The sequence below is a fragment of the Streptomyces sp. NPDC002788 genome (assembly GCF_053592115.1).
On the sequence record NZ_JBSFVB010000009.1, the window covers coordinates 273,193 to 297,059 of the forward strand.

Below are 23,867 nucleotides of genomic sequence, written 5' to 3' on the forward strand. Positions count from 1 at the left end.
GGCCGTCTGCCAGACCACGCGACCCGGGCGGGCACAGTGCAAGGGCCCCTGAGGCCGACGGCCAGGAACCTCACGTCCGAGAGGTGTGAAGTGGGGCCGAGGTGCTAACTTAGGTTACCCTAACTATGCGAGACAGGGAGGTCCTCATGGCAGAGCGACCGGGACGCCAGCCGCGCAAGCTCCACTCCGCGCAGGTCGTCCGCACCGAGCGGCTGACCCCGAACATGCAGCGCGTGGTGCTCGGCGGCGAGGGCCTCGCCGACTTCGCGGCGGACACGTGCACCGACCACTATGTGAAGCTGCTGTTCGCGCCGCAGGCCGTGACCTATCCGGAACCCTTCGACCTGCAGCGCGTCCGCGACGAGCTGCCCCGCGAACAGTGGCCGGTGACCCGGACGTACACGGTGCGCCATTGGGACCCCGAACACCGTGAGCTGACACTGGACTTCGTCATCCACGGCGACGAGGGCCTGGCCGGCCCGTGGGCGGTGCGCGTCCAGCCGGGCGAGACGGTGCGGTTCATGGGACCCGGTGGGGCGTACGCGCCCGACCCGGGCGCCGACTGGCATCTGCTCGTCGGTGATGAGAGTGCGCTGCCCGCGATCGGCTGCGCGCTGGAGTCCCTGCCGCGCGGAGCCCGGGCGTACGCCTTCGTGGAGATCTCCGGCCCCGAGGAGGAGCAGAAGATCGACTCGGACGTGGAGGTCGTCTGGCTGCACCGCGGCGCCCGGCCCCGCGGCCGGGCGCTGGTCGAGGCCGTGCGGAACCTGGAGTTCCCCGAGGGCCGCGTCCACGCCTTCGTCCACGGCGAGGCGCACTTCGTGAAAGAACTCCGCCGGCTGCTCCGCGTCGAGCGCGGCATCCCGCGCGAGGCCCTCTCGATCTCCGGCTACTGGCGCAGCGGCCACAACGAGGACGGCTGGCAGGCGTCCAAGAGGGAGTGGAACGCCCGCATCGAGGCGGAGCAGGAGAGCGCATCGGCGGCCTAGGCACGCCGCCCCGCGAGACGCTCGACCGGGGAGGGCGCCCGTCCGGGCACCTCGCCGCGAGGCGCCGACCGGGGCGGCTCACAACGCGCCCAGCCCGCGCACCCCGCGCAGACTCCTCAGTCCCCCCGCACCCGCGCATGCAGATGCGTGTCGTGCCAGCCGTCCGGCTGCAGAATCGCGCTGCGCTTGGTGCCCTCCAGGGCGAAGCCGGTCCTCGTGGCGACCCGGCAGGACGCCTCGTTGCGTACGGCGTGCAGCAGCTCCAGCCGATGGAGGCCGACCTCGTCCAGGGCCCAGCGGGCTAGGGCGGTCGTGGCGCGGGCCGCGACGCCCCGGCCCCGTGCCTCCGGGACGGTCCAGTACGCCACCTCAGCCGTCCCGTCGTCGAGCCGTATCTCGCGCAGCGCCACCCGGCGGGCGCGTCCCCGGCGCCCCAGGGGCGCAGGAGGAGTCCGCCGTCGGCCGGGAGGGTGGGCTGCGGGCGGCCGGCGAGGGCCCCGGCTGTCAGGACCGGGCTGATGAGGAACGGCATACCCCGCATCCTGGCAAGGACCCGGTGGCCGGTCCCAGCGGTTTTCCACCGCCGTGCCCCGGCCTCGTACGCTGGGCCGCGATGAGACGCAAGCCCCGTACCCCGCCCCCTCCCCTCCCCCAGCGCCACGGCGTGGACCCGGTGCGGCTGCGGCTGCCCGCCGCGGGGACGTGGGCCACCGTGCGTGAGCACCTGGTCGAGCGGCTCACCGGGGCCGGAGACGGTGTCGTCGACGGCATGCTCGACGCGGGGCGGATCGTCGGCGCGGACGGACAGCCCGTGGCGGCGGACGCGCCCTACGTGCCCGGGATGTTCGTGTGGTTCCACCGGGAGCTGCCCGAAGAGGTGCCGGTGCCGTTCCCGCTGGAGGTCGTGCACCGGGACGAGCACATCGTCGTCGCCGACAAGCCCCATTTCCTGGCCACCACCCCCCGCGGCAGCCATGTCGCCGAGACCGCGCTGGCCCGGCTGCGCCGGGAGCTGGACATCCCGACGCTCAGCGCCGCGCACCGCTTGGACCGGCTCACCGCCGGACTCGTGCTGTTCACCGTGCGCCCTGAGGAACGCGGCGCGTACCAGACGCTGTTCCGCGACCGGCTGGTCCGCAAGGAGTACGAGGCCGTCGCTCCGTACGACCCCGCCCTCGCCCTGCCCCGGACCGTGCGCAGCCGGATCGTGAAGGAGCGCGGGGTGCTCACCGCCCGCGAGGTGCCGGGCGAGCCCAACGCGGTGAGCCGCGTGGAGCTGGTCGAGCACCGCCCGGACGGGTCAGGCGCACTCGCCCGGTACCGGCTGGTCCCCGGCACCGGGCAGACCCACCAGCTGCGCGTGCACATGACCGCGCTGGGCGTGCCGATCCTCGGCGATCCGCTCTACCCCGAGGTGACCGGCCCCGCGCCGCCCGGCGATTTCCGCCGCCCGCTCCAACTGCTGGCGCGTGCCCTGGAGTTCACGGACCCGGTCACCGGTGAGGAGCACCGGTTCCGCTGCGGCCGCGCGCTCGCCGCCTGGGCGTCGTACGGCCGGTGGGCCGCCGGGACGCACGGCGGCCCGTCGGACGGTCAGTAGCCGCGCCACCAGCTCAGGAAGCGCTGCCAGACGCCCTCGCGCCGAACCGGTTCACGCACGGCCGGCTGCGGCGGCACCGGGACAGGCTGGGGTTGCACCGGAGCGGGCTGGGGCTGCGGTTGCGCGGCGGCCGGTGCCGGCTGAGGCTGCGCGGTAGCCGATGCCGGCTGCGGCTGCGGCTGCGGCTGCGGCTGCACAGTGCCGATCTGCCAGTCCGAGCGCTGCGCGGGGACGGCCTTGTGGTTCGGCTGCTCCGACACGTCCTGCGGCGGCTTGGGCGAGAACTGCACCGGCAGTTCCACCAGGTGCCGGGAGGCGATGGATTCCGTCCAGCGCAACTCCTCCTCGTCGCAGTCGAGTTCGACGTCCGGCAGCCGCATCAGCAGCGCGTCGACGCCGACGTCGGCGATGGAACGGCCGATGTCCTGACCCGGGCACTCGTGCGGGCCGCCGCCGAACGCGAGGTGGGAGCGGTTGCCCTGCATGCCGGCCTGCAGGTCCGGCCGCACCCGCGGGTCGACGTTGGCCGGGAGCGGGGCGAAGAGGAGTCCGTCACCCCGGCGGATGCGCTGCCCGCCCAGCTCGGTCTCCTGCTTGGCGAAGTAGGCGAAGACCGTGCTGAACGGCGGCTCGTTCCACAGGGACTGCTCCACTGCCTCCGGCACCGTCATCTGGCCGCCGTTGAGCTGCGCCCGGAAGCGCGGGTCGATCAGCACCGTGAGCAGCACGTTCGACAGCAGGTTCGTGGTGGCCTCGTAGGCCGCGAAGAGCACCAGGCGAAGGTGCTCCCTGACCTCGTCGTCGGTCAGCCGCGCCGGGTGGGTGATCAGGTAGCTGGCGAGGTCCTCCTCCGGCTGGGCGCGGCGCCGGATGGTGAGCCGGCTGAGGGCGTCCATGACGTAGGAGTGGCTGGAGATCGCGGTCTCGGTGCCCTTGAGCGCGTCGCGGGCGGCCTCGACGATACGGTCGTTGTACTCCTCGGGCATGCCGAGGATGTCGCACATCACAGCCATCGGCAGGTGCTCGGTGAACTGGCCGACGAGGTCGGCCTCGCCCACCTCGCAGAACCGGTTGACGATCGCCTGCGTGCTGCGGTTGATGTAGCGGCGCAGGCTACGGAAGTCGATCGTCGAGATGGCGCCCTGAACCGCGCCGCGCAGCCGCTTGTGCTCGTCGCCCTCGGCATGCGAGGCGATGGGCTGCCAGGCGATGTGCGGCATCAGCGGGTGGTCCGGTTTGACCAGGCCCTCCCTGAGCGGGGTCCAGATACGGCTGTCCCGGCAGAACTGCGAGGGCGAGCGCACCATGTGCAGGTTCTCGGCGTGTCCGAGCACGATCCACATCGGCACGTCGTCGTGGAGCAGCACGGGCGCCACGGGGCCGTGCTCCTCCCGCAGTTGCTCGTACAGCGCTCCCAGGTCCTCCGACTCGTGCAGCCGATGCAGTCCCCCGGGCCCGAGGCCGTGCGCGGGGCAACCGGGGGGCGGGCCGAGCCGGGGTTCGTCCGTACCGGCCGGGGCGTGGGATTCAGGCGTCACAGTGGTCGCTCCGAAGCTTTCCAGGTGTCATGGGGGACGGGTGGGGCGGGACGGACACGGATCAGGTGCGCGAACCCGTCATGGCGAGCGAGTGCAGGAAGCGCATGAGGGTCATCAGGACGTCACGGCTGGAGGCCCGCCGTCGCGCGTCGCACTCGATGATCGGGATGTCCGGCGTGAGGTCGAGGGCCGTGCGCAGTTCCTCGATGGCGTAACGGGGGGCGTCGGGGAAGGAGTTGACGGCGACCACGAACGGCACTCCGCGCTCCTCCAGGCGCCCCATCACGTCGAAGCTGACCTCCAGCCGACGAGTGTCGATCAGCACCACCGCGCCGAGGGCGCCCTCGAACAGGCCGTTCCACAGGAACCAGAAGCGCTGCTGGCCGGGTGTGCCGAAGAGGTACAGCACGAGCTGCTCGGTGATGCTGATCCGGCCGAAGTCCATGGCCACCGTGGTGGCCGTCTTGGACACGGAGCCGAAGTTGTCGTCGACACCGATGCCGGCCTGCGTCATGGTCTCCTCGGTGGTCAGCGGTGTGATCTCGCTGACCGAACCGACCATGGTCGTCTTGCCGACGCCGAAGCCACCCACGATCACGATCTTGGCCGCGGCCTGTGCCGTGTGGGGCAACTGGTCCTCGGCCCGGGGGCCCGGGATGGTGTCAGAGCCGTTGAAGTCCATTCATCACCGCTTCGAGGAGGGAACGGTCGGTGCGTGCCTGGCGGACGATCGGGGCGCGCGCCTGCACCAGTTCCGCCGTCAGCAGCTCGGTGAGCAGTACGCCCATCGCGCTGAACGGCAGGTTGAGGTAGGCCGACAGCTCGGCCACGGACAGGGGGGCGGCGCAGAGCCGGAGCAGCGCCGCCTGCTCGGGAGAGGCGGAAGGCGGCGGATCCGTGGCACGCGCCACGATTAACGTCACCAGGTCGAGCTCGGCCCGTTCACCGTCCGGGCCGGCCACCACGTACATGCGCTCCGGGTTCCTGACCTTGCCCTCGCCCTCATGGGGCGTGGGCGGTTCCGGTGCGGGGTCGCGCCTCTGGCGTTGCGGAGGCGTCATACGATCTGCCCGTTCCGCCGGGGCGGACTGGTGAGATGGCCGCCGATCCGGACGACCAGATCGCGCATCATCGCGCTCATCCGGCCCGGTTCGCACCGCACGTCGGAGAGCACCGCGAGGAAGGCGTTGGCTCCGGCGCTCATCAGGTAGAAGTAGCCGCGGTCGATCTCGATCATGACCAGCTTCATCTCGCCGTCGCCGACGGTGAGTTCCTGGCAGACGCTGCCCGCGAGGGACTGCAGGCCGGCGCAGGCCGCTGCGACCCGGTCGGCCGCGTCGGGCTCGCCGCCGTAGCGGGCGATGCGCAGACCGTCGGCCGAGAGCACCACGATCATCTCGATGCCCGGCACGCCGTCGGCGAGCTGCTTGAGCATCCAGTCGAAGTTTTGCCGCTGCTGGATCACTTGAGGTCCCCCTCGTCGTCGGCCTGGGTGGGAGCCGGGTCGTTGAGCAGGTGCAGGTACTTGGTCGGGTTCCGGATGAAGTCGGTCGGGTGGGTGCCGGGCTCGATGCCCTGCTTGAGCCCCTCCCAGAAGGCCTCGAGGCCCTTGCCGGGGGCGTCGGGGGCGTTCATGTCGCGCAGGGGCTTGGGCTCGGGCTCCGCTGTCGCCCACGGGTTGTACTCGCCCCGTTCGGCGGCCTCCCGGTCGGCCTTCTCGTTGGCGGCCTGCTGGGCGAGTCGCTCGGCGAGCGGCATCTTCACCCGGCTGCGGCGCTGCGGCAGGCCGTTCGGCGTCCACTCGGTGACCTCGGGGACGTCGTCGTCCTCCAGGGAGACCGTGGCGGGGATCTTCGGGCTGGTGGGGCGGCGCTTCTTGGGCGTGCGCTTCGGCCCCTCGGGGATGCCGACCGTCATGGGGATGCCGGTGGCGCCGATGCCGTGGGCGAGTCCGACACCGGGCTCGTGGGTGATCATCTCGCTCGGCACGATGAGGATGGCGCGGACGCCGCCGTACGCGGAGGCGCGCAGCGAGACCTGCATGTTGTACGCCGTGCACAGGCGGCCCACGACGGCGAGGCCCAGGCGCGGGTGCTCACCGATGTCCTGCAGGTCGAGGCCCGCCTTGGCTGCCTCCAGCATGCCCTCGATCCGGGCCCGCGCCTCCTCGTTGAGGTTGACGCCGCCGTCCTCGATCTCGATGCAGACCCCGGTCTGCACCTCGGTGGCGGTGACGTGCACCTTCGTCTGCGGCGGCGAGTAGCGCGTGGCGTTGTCGAGGAGTTCGGCGGCGGCGTGGATGACCGGCTCGACGTAGATGCCCTTGACGCTGATCTTGGCGATGGAGGACAGCTGGATGCGCCGGTACTCCAGGATGCGGGACATGGCGCCGCGCAACGTGCTGTACAGGGACACCGGCTCGGGCCACTGCCGTCCGGGGCGGCCGCCGCCGAGGACGGAGACGGAGTCGGCGAGGCGGCCGATCAGGGCGTTGCCGTGGTCGATGCGCAGGAGGTCGTCGAAGACCTCGGGGTTGCGGCCGTGGTCCTCCTCCATCTCCCTCAGTTCCTCGGCCTGCTGGTGGATGATCGCCTGGACGCGGCGGGCGACACTGACGAAGGAGCGGGCGGCGGCGTCACGCATGGTCACTTCGCGGTCGACGATCCTGAGGATCGTCAGCAGCGTCTCGGTCTGCGGCGCGGGGAGGTCGCGGTACGCGGGGTTGGCGAGGCCGAGCTTGCGAATCACCTCCCTGGGGGATTCTCCGGTGTGCAGCAGGTCGAGCGCCGCGGGGACGATCTCCCGCGAGAAGCGGGCCAGTTCGTTCTCGTGGGCGGCGATCCGCTGTTCCAGGTACGCCGTGTGACGGGCGTGCTCGGCACGTTGGTTCCGCAGGGCCCGGCCGCGGCGCACCGCCTCGGCCGCCGTCGCGATCACCAGCGCGGTCGCGAGGCCACCACACCAGCCGACGGCGAGCCGGGCCGGCGCCGCCACCAGGGCGACGGCGGCCCCGGTCGCGGCGGCCATCACTATGGCCGGCATCAACAGGACGCGCGCATAGGGCAGTTCACGGCGACCGGGAGGAGATTGAACACTCACCATGTGGGCCTTCTGACAGGAGTCGACTGAGGTTCATGGGGACATGCAGGGGGGTATGTCATGAAGCTGTCCGGATCTTCCGCACATTGGGGAACAAGCGCCCGAATTCATCTCAAGCCGGTGCGCTGCGGGCGAGCTTAGTCCGACCGGATCATCGCCGTGTCATATTCAGCAACCGCTCAAAACCGTCGCGAGGGGATAGTAGGCTCATCCATTTACACGATGCGAAACTGTTCGAATACTGTACGTAGTTGCGAACAGGCGTACGAAACCCACTCACCGTGACGGGTGAGTGGGTTCAGAGGAACGCCGCTCCCTCAGAGGCGCGGGCCGTGTCGATGTGCGGTCCCGCCGCGCGGGCGCGAGCAACCACACACAACCGGCGCCCGCGCAGCGGGCTCACCCCACCGACGAGTAGGCGACAACACCCCGCAGCAGCAGATCGACCGCCTTGCGCGCGTTCTTCACCACGGTCGAACCCTCCGGCGCCGCCGCCGCGATCTGCCCCAGCACATCGATGACCTGCTTGCACCACCGCACGAAGTCCCCCGCCGGCATCTCCGCCTCACGCAGCACCTCGTCGAGCCCCTTGCCCGAGGCCCACATGTACGCGGGCCAGGCGAACCCGAGGTCCGGCTCACGCTGCCCGACCCCCTCGGTCTGGCTGATCCGGAACTCCTCCTCCAGCGCGTCCAGCCGCCCCCAGATCCGCACCGTCTCACCCAGCGCGGCCTTCGCCTTCCCCGTCGGCAGCTTCGGCGCCATCGCGTCGTCCCCGACGCGCGCCTCGTACACCAACGCCGAGACACACCCGGCCAGTTCGGCCGGGCCGAGCCCCTCCCAGACGCCCTCGCGCAGGCACTCGCTGGCGAGCAGGTCCAGCTCGCCGTACAGCCGCGCGAGCCGCTTGCCGTGCTCGGTGACCTCGTCGCCGCGCAGGTAGTCCAACTCGGTCAGCAGCGCGACGATACGGTCGAACGTCCGGGCGATGGTGTTCGTACGGCCCTCGATCCGCCGCTCCAACTGCGAGGTGTCCCGCAGCAACCGGTGGTACCGCTCGGCCCAACGGGCGTGGTCCTCGCGGTCGCTGCACCCGTGGCAGGGGTGCGCGCGCAACTCGGTCCGCAGCCGGGCGATCTCGCGGTCGTCGGCCGCCTGGGAGCGCCGCTTGCGGTGCCGGTCCGCGGGGATGTGCCCGGCCTTGGTGCGCAGGGCGGACGCGAGGTCCCGACGGGACTGCGGGGAACGCGGGTTGAAGGACTTCGGGATCCGCATCCGCTCCAGCGGCTCGACCGGCACCGGGAAGTCGATGGACGCCAGCCGCTTCACCTGCCGCTCGGCGGTCAGCACCAGCGGGCGCGGCCCGTCGTGGTGCTCGAATCCGCGGTGTCCGTTCGAACGGCCCGCGGGCAGGCCCGGGTCCAGCACCAGTGCCAGGCCCGCGTACTTGCCGGTGGGTACGTGGATGACGTCACCGGGCTTCAGCTTCTCCAGCGCGACGGCGGCCTCGGCGCGCCGCTGTGCCGCGCCCTGGCGCGCCAGCTCGTTCTCCCGGTCCTTCAGTTCACGGCGCAGCCGTGCGTACTCCTCGAAGTCGCCGAGGTGGCAGGTCATGGAGGCCCGGTAGCCCTCAAGACCCTCCTCGTTGCGCTGCACCTGCCTCGAGATGCCGACGACCGACTTGTCCGCCTGGAACTGCGCGAACGACGTCTCCAGCAGCTCGCGCGAGCGGTGCCGGCCGAACTGCTCGACCAGGTTGACCGCCATGTTGTACGACGGCTTGAAGCTGGACCGCAGCGGGTACGTGCGCGTGCCCGCGAGACCTGCCAGGTGCTCGGGGTTCATGCCACGCTGCCAGAGCACCACGGCGTGACCCTCGACGTCGATGCCCCGCCGCCCGGCCCGGCCCGTCAGCTGGGTGAACTCGCCCGGGGTGATGTCCGCGTGCTGCTCGCCGTTCCACTTGACGAGCTTCTCCAGCACCACCGAGCGGGCGGGCATGTTGATCCCGAGGGCGAGGGTCTCGGTCGCGAACACGGCCTTGACCAGGCCGCGTACGAACAGCTCCTCGACGACCTCCTTGAAGGTCGGCAGCATGCCCGCGTGGTGAGCGGCGATACCGCGCTCCAGGCCCTCCAGCCACTCGTAGTAGCCGAGGACGTGCAGGTCCTCGCGCGGGATGGACGCCGTGCGCTCCTCGACGAGCGAGCGGACCCTGTGGCGTGCCTCGTCGTCGTTGAGCCTGAGCCCCGCGTAGAGACACTGCTGGACGGCGGCCTCGCAGGCGGCGCGGCTGAAGATGAAGGTGATGGCGGGCAGCAGCCCCTCGGCGTCGAGCCGCTCGATGACCTCCGGCCGGCTCGGAGTCCACACCCGGGACCGCTGCCTGCGCTCGCGCTCGCGGTCGGCCTCGCGCAGTCGGCCGCGTCGGCGGTCCTGGTACGACGGCCGGCTCGCCTCCATGCGCGCCATGCGCGTGAGGTCGGGGTTGACGGCCTTCTTGTGGCCCTCGCCCTCCTCGAACAGGTCGTAGATCCGCCGCCCGGCCAGCACGTGCTGGAACAGGGGCACGGGCCGGTGCTCGGAGACGATCACCTCGGTGTGGCCGCGGACCGTGTCGAGCCAGTCGCCGAACTCCTCGGCGTTCGACACGGTCGCCGAGAGCGAGACGAGCGTGACCGACTCGGGGAGGTGGATGATCACTTCTTCCCACACGGCTCCCCGGAACCGGTCGGAGAGGTAGTGGACCTCGTCCATGACCACGTATCCGAGGCCCAGCAGCGTCTGCGAACCGGCGTACAGCATGTTCCGCAGCACCTCGGTGGTCATCACGACCACCGGGGCGTCGGAGTTGACGCTGTTGTCGCCGGTGAGCAGGCCCACCTTGTCCGTGCCGTAGCGGCGGCACAGGTCGGCGTACTTCTGGTTCGACAGCGCCTTGATGGGTGTCGTGTAGAAGCACTTCTTGCCCTGCCGGAGGGCGAGGTGGACGGCGAACTCGCCGACGATCGTCTTGCCGGAGCCGGTGGGCGCGGCGACCAGGACGCCCTTCCCCGCCTCGAGCGCCTGGCAGGCCTCGATCTGGAAGGGGTCGAGGCCGAAGTCGTACATCTCGCGGAAGGAGGCGAGCGCGGTGGCCTGCTCGGCAGCACGCTTGCGGGCTGCCGCGTACCGCTCGGCCGGTGAGAGGTCCTCTGTCATCGTGCTTTCGAGCGTACCGGGCCACACTGACAACAGGACGATCATTATCCGGATCCGTTCCTGTGAAACCGGGGATCGGCGCAGCTCAGGGACCTCAGGGGCCGACGACCCGCACGCCCCCGCGTACGCAGCGCGCGCTCAGCGGCAGCGGGCCGAGCGGCTCCCCGTCGGCGTACCCCGTGATGCCCTCGGCGGCGATCTCGACCCGGGCCGCCCGCAGCACGGTCACCTTCGGGTGCTCGACGTGCGTCCCCCGGTACACCCTCGGGAACACCCGCAGCAGGGTCGTACGGCTGCAGTAACCGACCACGGTGATGTCGAACAGCCCGTCGGTCAGGTCGGCGCCGGGGCAGATCCGCATGCCGCCGCCGTACGAGGAGCCGTTGCCGACGGCCACGAGGCTCGCCTCGACCTCACGGACCTCGCCGTCGTCGAGCCGGATCCGGTACGGGACGGGCCGAAATTCCGCGAGTTCCGCGATCATCGCCAGGTCGTACTTGAGGCGGCCGGCGGGCCACCGCATGCGGTTGCCCCGGTCGTTGACGCGGGAGTCGAAGCCGGAGGCGAGGACCGTGCCGAACCAGCGGTCGCCCACCTGCCCGAGGTCGATGTCACGGAGCCGACCGCACTTGAGGGCGTCAGCGATCATGCGGCCCGCGGCGGCCGGCTGCCGCACGGGCAGGCCGAGGGCGCGGGCGAAGTCGTTGCCTGTGCCGACGGCGACCAGGCCCAGCGGCGTGCCCGTGCCCGCGACGGCCCCCAGCGCGAGGCCGGCCATGCCGTCACCGCCGACGGCTATCAGCGCACCGGTGCCGTCCTCGACGGCCGCACGTCCGCGGACGAGGGCGTCCTCGGCGTCCACCCCGAGCACCGTCCGCACCGAGAAGCCGGCCGCCCGCAAAGCGGAAGCGGCCGGCTGCGCCGCGCGGGCGCCCCGGCCGCGGCCCGCGGCGGGGTTGACGAAGAGGGTGATCTCGCTGGTCACGGGACCGACCCTACGAGCTGCCCGCTGATCTTCAGGTCACGTCGTCATAACCGTTGACCCGGTCCGAGCGGTCGGAGCTCGCCTGCTCGGGCAGGGCGGCCCGGCTGGTGGTCACGGGCTCGATCTCACCGATGTCGTCAGGCGTGAGGTCCAGCTCCGAGGCCTCGTCGTCGGCCGGTCCCGCCGCCTCGCGACGGGCACGTCGTCTGTCGTTGGCGAGGGCGATGGCGCAAGCGCCGAAGTACATGACCCAGATGGGACCCGCCAGCGCAAGCATGGAGATCGGGTCGGTGCTGGGAGTGGCGATCGCGGCGAACAAAGTGATGCCCATGATCATGCCCCGCCACCAGCCGGCCATCCTCTTACCGGAGAGGACGCCGCCGAAGTTCAGCATGACCAGCAGCAACGGCAGCTCGAAGGAGAGCCCGAAGACGATGATCATCCGCATGACCAGCTGCAGGAGATCATCAAGGGGAAGCTGGTTGTCGCTGCCGATGATCGAGAACTCGAGCATCACGGACGCCATCTTGGGCAGCGACCAGTAGGCGAAGTACGCCCCCGTGAGGAACAGCGGGAATCCCGCCGCCACGAAGGCCATGGAGTACTTCTTCTCGTGTCGGTGCAGGCCTGGCGCCACGAAGGCCCACAGCTGATACAGCCATATCGGAGCCGCGAGGGCCACACCCGAGGACAGCGAGACCGTGAGCGCGAGGGTGAACGGGCTCAGCAGACCGTTCTGGACGATCCGCGCACACTGCGTTTCCTCGGTGCCCTTCGCCAGTTCGGCGAAGCTGTACTGGCATCCCACCGCGTCAAGGATGGGATTCGTGAAGAACTGGATGATGTCCTTGTAGAAGAAGGCGGCGACGACCGTCGTGACAACGATCGCCAGCAGGCTCTTCACGAGCCGGTTGCGGAGCTCGCGAAGGTGCTCCGCGAGGGGCATCCGCCCCTCGGGATCCCTCTCCTGCTTGCGGGCAGACTTCAGCAACCCACGTTCCCATCTCGTGCGGCGGGCCGGAGGTCACCGGCCCTGCTTCAGCGCTTGGTCGTGTCCGTCGGCTCGTTGACCGGGCGCGAGCTGGTCACGTCACCGGGCGCTGCCTGGATGGTGCGCTGCGAGGGCTGCTCGTCGTTGTCGGGCGGGCCGGCCGGGGTCGTGGACGACTTGTTCTCGTCCTTCATCGCCTTGGCCTCGCTCTTGAGGATGCGGGCCGACTTACCGAGCGACCGAGCCATGTCCGGAAGCTTCTTCGCGCCGAACAGCAGGATGATGACGACGAGGATGAGAATGATCTCGGGGGCTCCGAGCCTTCCGAACATAAGTCTTTACCTTCTCACCGAGGCGGCTGTGGTGGGGTGCTGTCCGACTGGTCGGACACATGTCCGAACGGTCGTGTCGACAGCGATCGTAACGCTCAGGGGTAAACGTGAGGCAATCCCTCTGCATCCCTTGTGCGTACTCCCGTCCGCGGCCAGTGCCTCGTTAACCGGGCCGCGACCAGCAGACTACCTGTCCGAACCCTCCAGGTGACAGGGCGAAGGGTCCCGAAGCGCGACTCACAGCCGCCTGCCGGACGGCTCACAGGGTGTCGGCGGACCGGGCCGCGCTCTCCGCCGCCCGCTCCAGGTCCTCGGCGGCCCGGTTGATACGGCGCGCCGAGTCCGTGACCTGCCTGCCCAGCCGCTGTGCCTCCACGAAGACCCGTACGGCGAGCACCGCCAGCACGGCGAGACCCACGAACCCCACAGCAACCGCGAACATCGGCCAGAACATGACGTCGAGCCTAGACCGTCCCGACGGACGGAAAACCCCGACCCACTAGACGGTGGAGTGCAGCCTCAGGGTCCGCACACCGCCGCCGGTGAGCAGCTCCACGATCCGCTCCCCCGCGGGCTTGCGGACGGACGCGCCGCACTCCGGGCAGGTGAAGGAGTAGAACGTGGTGCGGCTGCTGGCGCCGATGGCCAGGCGCAGGGCGCCCGCGGTGAGCTCGAAGCGCTCCCGGCAGTCCGGGCAGCCCGCCCTGAACACCACCGGGGCCACGCCTCTCATCCCGGCGAACGCGGACTCCACCGTCATGCCCACCGCACCGGGCGTCACCGACTCGCTCACAGCCCTCGCTCCTCATTTCTCGGGTCGTTCGCCTCCGGGGCGCCGCGCCCGCCGGCGCGGGAACGGCCGAGCTCGGCCGCCGCCTGTGGCACCCCCGGCTCACTCGCCTCTGTCGTCCGGCCCGTCCGCGACCGCGTGCACCACGCGCGGCCCCCGTACGTCGGCGGCCTCCGCCACGTCGGCCCCCTCCACTCCTTCGATCCCGTCGTACGCCGCGAGCGCCTCGCGGGCCGCCTGCCGGGCGCTGTCGGCGAGCTCGGGCGGGGAGACGATCCGGCCGTCCCGGCCGAGCCGCAGCGCCAGGCGCCTGAGCGACGCCGGGTCGGGGGTCCGCAGAGTGATACGCAGCCCGCCGTCCGCCAGCTCTTCCGCACTGTCGTGCGGGTAGTACTCGGCGACCCAGCGGCCGCCGGGCCCGACCTCGATCACGACCTCCGGGTCCTCGGCCGCGGGCTGCACCAGCGCCTCCGACAGGTCCCGCAGCTCGATCTCGGGCGGCGCCGACGGCTCGTCCAGGATCCTGATCTCGGCGACCCGGTCGAGCCGGAACGTGCGGCGAGCCTCCGAGCGGCGGCACCAGGCCTCGACGTAGGTGTGCCCGACGCTGACCAGGCGGATGGGGTCGATCTCCCGCTCGGTGACCTCGTCGCGCGCGGGAGAGTAGTAGCGGATCCACAGGCGCCGGCGCTCGGCGATCGCCCGATCGACGTCGGCGAAGACGCCGCCCTCGGACTCGAAGGTCACCGACAGGCGTGAACTGGCGCCCGCGGCCTCGCCGGCTGCGGTCTCCACCTTGGCCGTGGCGCGCAGCAGCGCCTGCCGGTCGCTCTCGCGCAGTCCGGGCAGCGTGGCCACGGCCCGGGCGGCGACGAGCAGCGCGGTGGCCTCGTCGGCGGCGAGCCTGAGCGGCTCCGCCGCCTCCGCCGCGAGGGCGGCCGGGTTGTGCCACCAGATGCGCTCGCCGTCGGTGTCGATGTCGAGAAGGTCGCCGCCGCGGAAACTGGTGCCGCACATGGGCAGCACGTCGAGGTCGGAGACCAGCTCGTCCTCGGTGATGCCGAAGGCGCGTGCCACGTCCTCGACCCGCGCCCCGGGACGCTCCCTCAGATACGTCACCAGGGAGAGCATCCGCCGGGTCTGGTCGATGGCGTTCACGGGCCTGACCGGTTTGCCTGCCACTGTATTGCTCCGCTCCCCCTCAGCCCTTGGCCACGGCACGGAGCCGGTCCACCACGTCGGCCCGCAGCTCCGCGGGCTCCAGGACGACCACGTCCGGCCCGAACTCCACCAGCCAGGCGTCCAGCCCGTGGCCGTACGGAATCTCCAACTCGTCCCAGCCGTCGCCGAGTTCCCGGACCGAGGTGGCCTTCGCCCGCAGGGGGTACCCCGCGTCCGAGCGCAGCCGGATGCGCGCCGAGCGGTCGGTGATCTCTCCGGCCCAGCTCGCGACGGTCTCCCGGACGGTGACGACGTCCGGCACGTCAGCGGTGTACTGGCCGCCGCGCGAGCGGACCTTGCCGGTGATGCGGGACAGCCGGAAGACCCGCTCCGCGCCCCGGTCGCGGTCCCAGCCCGCCAGGTACCAGTGGCCCCGCCAGCACTCCAGCGCCCACGGCTCCACATGCCGCTGCTCGGGGCGGGCGGCGGTGGCCTTGCGGTAGTCGAAGACGACGGGCCGGCGGTCCCGGCAGGCCAGCATCAGCGGCTCGAACGCCGCCTCGTGCACGGGGATCCGCGGCTCCAGCGCGCCGTGTGACCCGTACGGGTCGACGTCCTCGGGGAGCCCCGCCGCGCGCAGCTTCTGCAGGGCGCCGCTGGCCGCCCCGGCGAGCCGGGCCTGCTGCCACACCTTGGCGGCGAGCCCCAGCGCGGCGGCCTCCTCGGCGTCCAGGGTGATCGGCGGGAGGCGGTTGCTGTCGCGGCGGGCCATGTAGCCGATCTCGCCGTCGAGGTTCTCGACGGTCTCGATGACCAGGCCGAGTTCGCGCAGGTCGTCCTTGTCCCGCTCGAACATGCGGTTGAAGGAGTCGTCGGAGCCGGTCGTGCCGTTGCCCGGCCCGAAGGCCTCGACGTAGGCCTCGATGGAGTCGCGCAGCTCGCGCTTGCTGAGCGGCCGCCGGGTCCCGAGCAGACACAGCGCCAGGTTCATCAGCCGCTCGGCCTTGGCAATGGCCATCGACGCGCTTCGCCTCCCTATGGTGCTTACGAGCGATGACCGTACCGCCACAGGGTGGTACGGGAAAAGCCGAGGCCCATGCCGAACAGGCATGGGCCCCAGGTGATCGAGTCTGTCGGACCTTGCTCAGACCCCGAGCAGGTCGACCACGAAGATCAGCGTCTCGCCGGGCTTGATCGCCGGGGTCGGGCTCTGGTTGCCGTAGGCGAGGTGGGCGGGGATGGTCAGCTGACGGCGGCCGCCGACCTTCATGCCCTGCACGCCCTGGTCCCAGCCCTTGATGACCCGGCCGCCGCCCAGCGGGAAGCGGAAGGGCGTGCCGCGGTTCCAGCTGGCGTCGAACTCCTCGCCGGTGCTGAAGGCGACACCGACGTAGTGCACGGTGACGGTCTGGCCCGCCTGCGCGACGGGGCCGTCGCCTTCCCAGATGTCCTTGATCTCGAGGTCCGCCGGGGGCTCGCCGCCCGGGAAGTCGATCTCGGGCTTGTCGATGCTCACTTCATCTCTCCTTGTTGCGTGACCTGCGTCGGGAACAGTCTCACAGACGGCCGGGTCAGACCGCGCCGAGGATGTCCACCGTGAAGACCAGTGTGTTCTTGGCCAGCTCGCTGTTCGGGCTCGCGCCGTAGCCGAGCGAGGGCGGGATCACCAGCAGCACCCGGTCGCCCACGTGCTTGCCGACCAGGCCCTTGTCCCAGCCTGCCACCACGGAGCCGTTGCCGATCTGGAAGGCGGTGGCACCACCGTGGTCCCAGGAGGAGTCGAACTTCTTGCCGTCCTCCCACTTGACCCCGGTGTACTGGGCGATGAGCCCCTGGCCGGCCTCGACCTTCTTGCCGTCGCCCTTGATCAGTACCTGCTGCTTGAGGTCCTTGGGAGCCTTGACACCCTTGGGGACGGTGATGGTCGCGGCCTTCTGCGACGCGGACTCCACCTCGGGCATGCCCGCCTCGGAGGGCACCTGCTCGCCCTTGACCTCGGCCTTGGCGTCGACGCTCGCGGCACCGACCGGGTCGACCACCCAGATCAGCACGTCCTTGGCGGCGATCCCGGAAGACGTGTTCAGGCTCTGGCCGATCAGATCACCCGCGGTGCCCTGCACCAGGATCCGGCTGCCGGGCTTCTTGCCCTTCACCGCGTCGAGGACCTTCTCGGGGAGCTGCTGGCTCGGCTTGCCGATCTGCTCGATGGACTGCCGACGGGGGGCCTTGTCACCCGTCGATCCCGCGGCCCAGGTACCGCCGAGCTCCTGTCCACCGCCCCACTTCTCGACCGTCCAGTCCAGGCGGACGAAGTCCGAGCCCTTGATCGGGGTTCCGCTGCCCGCCGAGACCGTCTTGACCACGGTCTTCTCGGACGGCTTGCCGTCCTTGGGCACGGAGATCTCGGGCTTCGCCCCGACCTTCCCCTTGACCTCGGCGACCCCTCCCGCCGTGTCGCCGTTGTTCCCGTCGTCCGATCCGCACGCGGCGGTGAACAACAGGGCGGGAACGGCCAGCAGCGCGGCCACGCGTCGTTTCGTGTTGTAGTTCATCAGTCCAACTGGGATCGGGGGTGGGGGCCAATGGCCGCCACTCTACGGCGTACGCGCTCCGAGCACGGTTCACCGCACGACACGACGTCGCCCGGTCCGCTTGAGGGGCCCGGGCGACGTCACCGCGTGTGCCGCTGGTGAACAGAGGGTCAGCAAGCCGTGGTGCCGTTCGGCGAGCGGGGCTTGGCGAGGAACGTGCACCGGTGCACGCGGCCGGCCGGGCCACCGTCGTGCGCGCCGTCCGCGCAGGTGGCGTCGACGACGGTGCCGCCGGTCTCCCGGTAGACGAACACAGTGGGGGGAACCGACGATTCCGCTCAGCCGCTCCGGCAGGCCCACAAGTGAGATCTTGCAGGGCGGACACGCAGAAAAGCCCGATGCCCGGAGGTACGGACACCTCCGGGCATCGCTTCTCGGACGGGCCGCCGAGAGCACGGCCGGCACGGCTCACATTCCGGCGATCAGCTTCTCCACCCGATCGTCCACCGAACGGAACGGGTCCTTGCACAACACGGTGCGCTGGGCCTGGTCGTTGAGCTTGAGGTGAACCCAGTCCACCGTGAAGTCACGGCGCTGCTCCTGGGCCCGCCGGATGAAGTCGCCGCGCAGCCGGGCCCGAGTGGTCTGCGGCGGAACGGACTTGCCCTCGAAGATCTTCAGGTCGTTGCAGATGCGGGCTGCCTGACCCTTCTTCTCGAGCAGGTAGTACAGGCCGCGACGGCGGTGGATGTCGTGGTAGGCGAGGTCTATCTGCGCGACCCGCGGATGCGACATGGTCATGTTGTGCTTGGCCCGGTACCGCTCGATGAGCTTGTACTTCATGACCCAGTCGATCTCGGTGCCGATGCGGTCGAGGTCCTCGGACTCGATCGCGTCCAGCGTGCGGCCCCACAGCTCCAGGACCTGGTCGACCGTGCCGGTGCGGATGCCGCGGCGCTCGCAGAAGTCCAGGGCCTTCTCGTAGTACTCGCGCTGCACCTCCAGGGCGGAGGCCTCGCGCCCGCTCGCCAGGCGGACCTTGCGGCGGCCGGTGATGTCATGGCTGACCTCGCGGATCGCCCTGATGGGGTTCTCCAGGGTGAGGTCGCGCATCACGGTGCCCGCCTCGATCATGCGCAGCACCAGGTCGGTGGCACCGACCTTGAGCAGGTTGGTGGTCTCGGACATGTTCGAGTCGCCCACGATGACGTGCAGGCGGCGGTAGCGCTCGGCGTCCGCATGCGGTTCGTCACGCGTGTTGATGATCGGCCGGGAGCGGGTGGTCGCCGAGGAGACACCCTCCCAGATGTGCTCGGCCCGCTGGCTGACGCAGTACACAGCGCCGCGCGGCGTCTGCAGCACCTTGCCGGCGCCGCACAGCAACTGCCGCGTGACCAGGAACGGAATCAGAATGTCCGCGAGCCGTGAGAACTCCCCGTGCCGCGCCACGAGATAGTTCTCGTGGCATCCGTAGGAGTTTCCCGCCGAGTCGGTGTTGTTCTTGAAGAGGTAGACGTCGCCCGCGATTCCCTCCTCGTGCAGGCGTCGTTCGGCGTCCACCAGGAGTCCTTCGAGAATGCGCTCGCCTGCTTTGTCGTGGGTGACCAGTTCGATCACGTTGTCACATTCCGGTGTCGCGTATTCCGGATGCGATCCCACGTCGAGATAGAGGCGGGCGCCGTTTCGCAGAAAGACATTGCTGCTGCGGCCCCATGACACGACACGGCGGAAGAGGTACCGCGCCACCTCGTCAGGAGACAGGCGGCGCTGTCCCCTGAACGTGCACGTGACGCCGTACTCGTTCTCCAGCCCGAAAATGCGGCGGTCCATGAGGGAACATTACGCCCGATCCCCTGAACTGAAACGGGGTTCGACGGCACGGTTTGGATCATTTTCCGAACGCGCCGCAACAGCCGCTCCCTGACCGGGAGCTGCGATTACCCGTCCTGTGGCGGTCAAAACCAGCAAGGACACGCCACCTGCGACAGCCGGCACGGCGAAGCCCCACAGTGCCCCGCCCGTCTCCACGACGGGCCCGGCGACACCCGTTCCGACCGCGTGGCCGACGGTGAACGTGGTCACCAGCCAGGAGAACGCCTCGGTCACCGTGCCGCGCGGGGCGTGCCGGTCGACCAGGACGAACGCGCAGGCGATGGCGGGTGCGAGGAAGACCCCGGCGAGCGCGGTCAGCGCCACCATGGGCAGCGCGTCCGGCATGAGCATCAGCGGCAGGTAACACACCACCAGAAGTGCCACCAGCACCCGCAGTCGCCGCGCTGGATCACCGGCCCACCGCCTCGCCCCGTAGACGGTTCCGCCGACCAGCGCCCCGAAGCCCAGGGCCGCCATCAGCCAGCCGTACACGGCATCGCCGCCGTGGTCGTCCGCGTAGGGCACGGAAGCGACCGTGATGGATCCGAGGGCCATCCCGATGAACAGGAACGCCGCCAGCAGCGCCAGCAGCCCCGCCGAGCGCAGCGCGCCCAGCCAGTGCGCCTCGCGCGGCGCCGACCGCCACGCACGCGAGGGCGGCGACACGACGACGGACAGAGCCCCCAGCACCCCGACGACGTTCAGCACGAGCAGCGCCACCTGGGCCGACCACAGGGACACGCACAACGTCACCAGCAGCGGCCCGACGGTGAACATCACCTCCTGCGCCACGGCGTCCATCGCGTACGCCGTGTGCACCTGGTCCTCCCGCCGCAGCACGGAGGACCACAGTGCCCGCAGCCCGCCCTCCAGGGGCGGTGTGAAGAGTCCGGCGGCCGCCACGGCGGCACAGGCGAGGGGCAGCGACCCGATGCCGGAGAACGCGAAGCCGGCCATGGCCAGCGCGGACAGGACCGCCGCGGGCAGTTGCACACGCGGCTGCCCGCGCAGGTCCACGAGCCGGCCAAGCGCCGGCTGCCCGACCGCGTTGGCGACGCCGTACACGGCCGCCAGCGCCCCGGCCAGGCTGTAGGTGCCGCCCTCCGCCCGGACGAACAGCACGATCGCGATGGCGGCCGTCGTGTTGGGCAGCCGCCCCACCAGCGTGCCGACGAGCAACCGGGCGGCGTGTCGCGCCCGAAGGATCTCCAGGTATCCCGTGGCCATGTCCCGCCCTGAGTTTTACGTATAACGTGGACTCCCATACGTACCATGTCCGCTGATCACGCGTCCAGACGAAAGAGCAGGCCCACGGTGGCACGAGGCAGCACCCGCCCCACGAGCCGGGACGTCGCCCAGGCCGCCGGCGTCTCCCAGGCGGCGGTCTCCCTGGTCCTCGGGGACAAGTGGCGCGGACGGGTCTCGGAGGCGACCGCGCAGCGCGTCCGGGAGGCCGCCCGCGACCTGGGCTACCGCCCGAACCTGGCGGCCCGCAACCTGCGTCTGGGCCGCACGCGCACCGTCCTCCTGGTGGTTCCCGCCCTCACCACGGAGTTCTTCGCCGGCGTCTACACGGGGGCGGCCCGGGTCGCCGCCGAGCACGGCTTCGGGGTGGTCCTCTACCCCTCCCCCGAGGGCATCGGCCCCGCCCGCGACCCGTTCGCCTCCGCCCGGTCCGCCCTGGACGGCGTCATCGCGTCCTCCATGGCCGCGGACGCGCTGAGCGCGATCCGCGGGGAGGCACTGCCGCTGGTGATGCTGGACAGCGACCCGGCCGGCAGCCTCGGCGCGGCGACGGTGAACCTGGACATCGCCGACGGTGTCCGCCAGGTCGCGGAGCACCTGCTGTCCCTGGGCCACCGCCGGTTCCTCCACCTCGCGGCGGACGTACCGTCCTGGACGTTCGAGGTACGCGCCCGGGAACTGGCGGCTCGACTGGCGGAGGTACCGGGCACGTCGGTCCGCACAGCCCGGACCCCCATCTCCATCGAGGGCGCGCTGACCGCGACGGAGACCGCCCTCTCGGCGGCCTCCCCCCGCCCCACCGCCATCATCTGCGATGACGACAAACTGGCCGCAGGGGCGTACAAGGCGGCCCGCCGCCTGGGCCTGCGCATCCCGGACGACGTGTCGGTCACGGGCCTGGACGACCTGGCCCTGGCCACGGCCATCGACCCGGAGCTCACGACCGTCCGCCTGGACGCGGAACTCTTCGGCGAACGCGGCATGCGGGCCATGCTGGCCGTTCTGGAGGACCGTGAGCCCGAGGGCGGGGACATCCCGGTCCAACTGGTGGTACGGGGTTCCACGGCACCGCCGCGTCCGCTGCGCCCGGCGTTGCGCTGAGGCCGGTGGGTCCACAAACCGGCGGAACGGGGCACCCGCCCCCACCCGTGCCGCCCCAGCGGCACGACCCCCGCGCCGTTGCGAGGACGGACACCCCATGTGCGACCCCGAACCCCCGGCGACAAGGCGCGGACGACCCGCACCGCCACCGAACCAGCCACAGGCCGCCACAGGCACACGAAAGCGCCCCGGCCGCAAAACGACCGGGGCGCCATACGTGTCGTCCGGACTACTCGGCGTCCTCCGACGCCGCCTCCGAGCCGGCCGCCCCGTCCGCGCCCAGCAGCCGGGACAACTGCCGCGCACTGATCCGCCTGAACTTGCGCTTCTGCGGTCGTGTCCGGTCCAGCACCGCCACTTCCAGCCGCTCCGCGGGGATCTCCCGCTCGCTGCCGTTCGTGTCGCGGGACAGCGCCTGCACCGCCAGCTTCAGCGCTTCGGCCAGCGTCATACCGTCCTGGTGACGCTGGTCCAGATAGCTGCTGATCTGCTCCGCGTTACCCCCGACCGCGACCGAGCCGTGCTCGTCCACGATGGACCCGTCGTGCGGCAGCCGGTAGATCTGGTCGCCCTCGGGCGACTCCCCGACCTCGGCGACGACCAGCTCCACCTCGTACGGCTTCTCGGCCGCACTGGAGAAGATCGTGCCCAGCGTCTGCGCGTACACGTTCGCCAGGCCCCGGGCCGTCACATCGGCCCGGTCGTAGGTGTAACCCCGCAGGTCGGCATAGCGCACGCCGCCGATCCGCAGGTTCTCGTACTCGTTGTACTTGCCGGCGGCCGCGAAGCCGATCCGGTCGTAGATCTCGCTGAACTTGTGCAGCGCACGGGACGGGTTCTCGCCGACGAACACGATGCCGTCGGCATACTGCAGCACGACCAGGCTGCGACCACGGGCGATGCCCTTGCGGGCGTACTCCGCCCGGTCGGCCATCGCCTGCTGGGGTGAGACATAGAACGGCGTCGACACCGGTTATCCGTCCCTCTCTTGAAGATTCCGTCGGTTCACTGGACCACCCTCACGAAGACAGCCGGCCGCTCACAGCAGCGCGGCCCGCGGCCCGTCGGGCTGCTCCAGGCGCCGCTCCAGAACCGAGCGCGCGATCTCGGACGCCTCGTTCTCGGAGAGCCTGCGGAAGCCGTCGTCGGTGATCACGGTGACGATGGGATAGATCCGGCGGGCGACATCGGGACCGCCGGTCGCCGAGTCGTCGTCTGCCGCGTCGTAGAGCGCCTGGACCACGAGCGTCGTGGCCTCGGCCTCGCTCAGGTCGTCCCGGAAGAGCTTCTTCATCGCGCCGCGCGCGAAGATCGATCCGGACCCGGTGGCCGCGTACCCCTGCTCCTCGGAGCGCCCGCCCGTGACGTCGTAGGAGAAGATCCGCCCCTTCCCCCGATCCACGTCGTACCCGGCGAACAGGGGAACGACGGCCAGCCCCTGCATGGCCATCCCCAGGTTCGAGCGGATCATCGTCGACAGCCGGTTCGCCTTGCCCTCCAGGGACAGCTGGGCGCCCTCGACCTTCTCGAAGTGCTCCAGCTCCAGCTGGAACAGCTTCACCATCTCCACGGCCAGGCCCGCCGTGCCGGCGATGCCCACCGCCGAGTACTCGTCGGCCGGGAAGACCTTCTCGATGTCCCGCTGCGCGATGACATTGCCCATGGTGGCCCGCCGGTCGCCGGCGAGCACGACGCCGCCGGGGAACGTCACGGCGACGATCGTGGTGCCGTGCGGTGCCTCGATGGCGCCCTGGACGGGCGGCAACTTCTTGTTGCCCGGCAGCAGTTCGGGCTGGTGATCGGACAGGAAGTCCATGAAGGAGGAAGACCCTGGCGTCAGGAAGGCAGCTGGTAGACGCCCGGTGCTACGAGTGTTGGCTTCCACGCGATTCCTTCCACGTATGCGACAGCCCGCCCTGGACGTCGGGCCGATCCTTGGAACAACCCCGGTCCGGTTGCGACCGGGGGCACGGTATGCCTCGGACCCTACCCGTCCTTCGGCGGTGATCCACATGCCCGGCGGGACCAACTCCGCCGGAGCGACGCCGCCCTTGCCCGCCGCGCGCACCGGACGGGCCACCGGGCTCCGGACGCCGGAGCGCCGCGCACGAAGGCATGAGCTCACTCACTGCCTCGCGCGCAGCGCTCCGCGCTCCGCCCGTCCGTCGCCCGTACTCCTCGTTCACCTTCGGAATGAAGGCTCAGGCGCCTTACTGGCCACCCTTCTGAACGAAGGAGCGCACGAAGTCCTCGGCGTTCTCCTCGAGGACGTCGTCGATCTCGTCGAGGACCGAGTCCACGTCGTCGCTCAGCTTCTCCTGACGCTCCTTGAGGTCCTCGGAAGCCTGCGCCTCTGCCGCCTGCTCCTCGACCTCCTCGGTGGACCGGGTGGCCTTCTGCTGTCCGCCGCCGGTGTCCTTGGTCGCCATATC

General features: G+C 70.7%; 24 protein-coding genes and 1 pseudogene. 3 read left to right on the plus strand and 22 right to left on the minus strand.

From position 1 onward, the window contains the following. Window positions 1-146 precede the first annotated feature (146 nt). Window positions 147-989, plus strand: coding sequence for a siderophore-interacting protein (locus tag ACWD1U_RS19125; protein WP_451108883.1), 843 nt, complete (start codon window positions 147-149; stop codon window positions 987-989). 116 nt (window positions 990-1,105) lie between these two features. Here ACWD1U_RS19125 and ACWD1U_RS19130 read toward each other — a convergent pair. Continuing rightward, window positions 1,106-1,521, minus strand: a pseudogene (locus ACWD1U_RS19130) (GNAT family N-acetyltransferase). 81 nt (window positions 1,522-1,602) lie between these two features. Between ACWD1U_RS19130 and ACWD1U_RS19135 the strand changes: the two are divergent. Continuing rightward, window positions 1,603-2,589, plus strand: coding sequence for an RluA family pseudouridine synthase (locus ACWD1U_RS19135; RefSeq protein ID WP_451108885.1), 987 nt, complete (start codon window positions 1,603-1,605; stop codon window positions 2,587-2,589). On the opposite strand, the gene ACWD1U_RS19140 is transcribed toward ACWD1U_RS19135, so the two are convergent. From ACWD1U_RS19140 to ACWD1U_RS19225, 18 genes are all read right to left on the minus strand, one after another. After that, complete coding sequence (locus ACWD1U_RS19140) at window positions 2,583-4,127, minus strand: cytochrome P450 (protein ID WP_451108887.1); 1,545 nt, start codon at window positions 4,125-4,127, stop codon at window positions 2,583-2,585. The genes ACWD1U_RS19135 and ACWD1U_RS19140 overlap by 7 nt on opposite strands. A 61-nt stretch (window positions 4,128-4,188) precedes the next feature. Then, window positions 4,189-4,809, minus strand: coding sequence for a GTP-binding protein (locus ACWD1U_RS19145; RefSeq protein WP_451108888.1), 621 nt, complete (start codon window positions 4,807-4,809; stop codon window positions 4,189-4,191). Further along, a complete protein-coding gene (locus ACWD1U_RS19150) occupies window positions 4,790-5,188 on the minus strand; it encodes a DUF742 domain-containing protein (protein ID WP_451108890.1) in 399 nt (132 codons plus the stop codon). Before ACWD1U_RS19150 ends, ACWD1U_RS19145 begins: the two co-directional genes overlap by 20 nt. Next, window positions 5,185-5,592, minus strand: coding sequence for a roadblock/LC7 domain-containing protein (locus ACWD1U_RS19155; RefSeq protein ID WP_451108892.1), 408 nt, complete (start codon window positions 5,590-5,592; stop codon window positions 5,185-5,187). The genes ACWD1U_RS19150 and ACWD1U_RS19155 overlap by 4 nt, the downstream gene beginning before the upstream one ends. Continuing rightward, a complete protein-coding gene (locus ACWD1U_RS19160; protein WP_451108894.1) occupies window positions 5,589-7,229 on the minus strand; it encodes a sensor histidine kinase in 1,641 nt (546 codons plus the stop codon). The genes ACWD1U_RS19155 and ACWD1U_RS19160 overlap by 4 nt, the downstream gene beginning before the upstream one ends. 396 nt (window positions 7,230-7,625) lie before the next feature. Continuing rightward, on the minus strand, window positions 7,626-10,472 hold the full coding sequence (locus ACWD1U_RS19165; RefSeq protein ID WP_451108895.1) for a DEAD/DEAH box helicase: 2,847 nt from the start codon (window positions 10,470-10,472) through the stop codon (window positions 7,626-7,628). Between the two features lie 49 nt (window positions 10,473-10,521). Then, window positions 10,522-11,412: a diacylglycerol kinase gene (locus tag ACWD1U_RS19170; protein ID WP_451108897.1), complete on the minus strand. Its 891-nt coding sequence runs from the start codon at window positions 11,410-11,412 to the stop codon at window positions 10,522-10,524. Window positions 11,413-11,443: 31 nt separating this feature from the next. After that, window positions 11,444-12,403, minus strand: coding sequence for a twin-arginine translocase subunit TatC (gene tatC, locus ACWD1U_RS19175; RefSeq protein WP_451108899.1), 960 nt, complete (start codon window positions 12,401-12,403; stop codon window positions 11,444-11,446). Window positions 12,404-12,450: 47 nt separating this feature from the next. Further along, window positions 12,451-12,735: a Sec-independent protein translocase subunit TatA gene (gene tatA / locus ACWD1U_RS19180; RefSeq protein ID WP_274815152.1), complete on the minus strand. Its 285-nt coding sequence runs from the start codon at window positions 12,733-12,735 to the stop codon at window positions 12,451-12,453. Window positions 12,736-12,994: 259 nt separating this feature from the next. Next, on the minus strand, window positions 12,995-13,189 hold the full coding sequence (locus tag ACWD1U_RS19185) for a hypothetical protein (RefSeq protein ID WP_451108900.1): 195 nt from the start codon (window positions 13,187-13,189) through the stop codon (window positions 12,995-12,997). A gap of 45 nt (window positions 13,190-13,234) precedes the next feature. Beyond that, window positions 13,235-13,528 carry a hypothetical protein gene (locus ACWD1U_RS19190; RefSeq protein WP_451108902.1) on the minus strand — a complete coding sequence of 98 codons (294 nt, stop codon included), beginning with the start codon at window positions 13,526-13,528 and terminating at the stop codon, window positions 13,235-13,237. Between the two features lie 99 nt (window positions 13,529-13,627). Further along, a complete protein-coding gene (locus tag ACWD1U_RS19195) occupies window positions 13,628-14,707 on the minus strand; it encodes a helix-turn-helix transcriptional regulator (protein WP_451108903.1) in 1,080 nt (359 codons plus the stop codon). Window positions 14,708-14,726: 19 nt separating this feature from the next. Next, a complete protein-coding gene (locus ACWD1U_RS19200) occupies window positions 14,727-15,704 on the minus strand; it encodes a helix-turn-helix transcriptional regulator (protein WP_451108905.1) in 978 nt (325 codons plus the stop codon). Window positions 15,705-15,830: 126 nt separating this feature from the next. Further along, window positions 15,831-16,202 (minus strand): FKBP-type peptidyl-prolyl cis-trans isomerase, encoded by a 372-nt coding sequence (locus ACWD1U_RS19205; protein ID WP_019754140.1) that lies wholly within the window; start codon window positions 16,200-16,202, stop codon window positions 15,831-15,833. Window positions 16,203-16,257: 55 nt separating this feature from the next. Further along, window positions 16,258-17,238, minus strand: coding sequence for an FKBP-type peptidyl-prolyl cis-trans isomerase (locus tag ACWD1U_RS19210; protein WP_451108908.1), 981 nt, complete (start codon window positions 17,236-17,238; stop codon window positions 16,258-16,260). Window positions 17,239-17,387: 149 nt separating this feature from the next. Further along, entirely contained in the window at window positions 17,388-17,531 is a 144-nt protein-coding gene (locus ACWD1U_RS19215) for a hypothetical protein (RefSeq protein WP_451108910.1), read from the minus strand. A gap of 154 nt (window positions 17,532-17,685) precedes the next feature. Then, window positions 17,686-19,047: a Pup--protein ligase gene (pafA, locus tag ACWD1U_RS19220; protein WP_451108911.1), complete on the minus strand. Its 1,362-nt coding sequence runs from the start codon at window positions 19,045-19,047 to the stop codon at window positions 17,686-17,688. Between the two features lie 9 nt (window positions 19,048-19,056). Beyond that, window positions 19,057-20,316 (minus strand): MFS transporter, encoded by a 1,260-nt coding sequence (locus ACWD1U_RS19225; RefSeq protein WP_451108913.1) that lies wholly within the window; start codon window positions 20,314-20,316, stop codon window positions 19,057-19,059. Between the two features lie 45 nt (window positions 20,317-20,361). Here ACWD1U_RS19225 and ACWD1U_RS19230 point away from each other — a divergent pair, with 45 nt between their 5' ends. Continuing rightward, window positions 20,362-21,435, plus strand: a complete 1,074-nt coding sequence (locus ACWD1U_RS19230; RefSeq protein ID WP_451108915.1) for a LacI family DNA-binding transcriptional regulator — start codon at window positions 20,362-20,364, stop codon at window positions 21,433-21,435. A 229-nt stretch (window positions 21,436-21,664) separates the two neighbouring features. On the opposite strand, the gene prcA is transcribed toward ACWD1U_RS19230, so the two are convergent. From prcA to ACWD1U_RS19245, 3 genes are all read right to left on the minus strand, one after another. Further along, window positions 21,665-22,405: a proteasome subunit alpha gene (gene prcA / locus ACWD1U_RS19235; RefSeq protein WP_451108916.1), complete on the minus strand. Its 741-nt coding sequence runs from the start codon at window positions 22,403-22,405 to the stop codon at window positions 21,665-21,667. Between the two features lie 69 nt (window positions 22,406-22,474). Continuing rightward, window positions 22,475-23,320 (minus strand): proteasome subunit beta, encoded by an 846-nt coding sequence (prcB, locus tag ACWD1U_RS19240; protein WP_451108918.1) that lies wholly within the window; start codon window positions 23,318-23,320, stop codon window positions 22,475-22,477. Window positions 23,321-23,645: 325 nt separating this feature from the next. Beyond that, window positions 23,646-23,864, minus strand: coding sequence for a ubiquitin-like protein Pup (locus ACWD1U_RS19245; RefSeq protein WP_030244016.1), 219 nt, complete (start codon window positions 23,862-23,864; stop codon window positions 23,646-23,648). Between the last annotated feature and the right edge of the window lie 3 nt (window positions 23,865-23,867).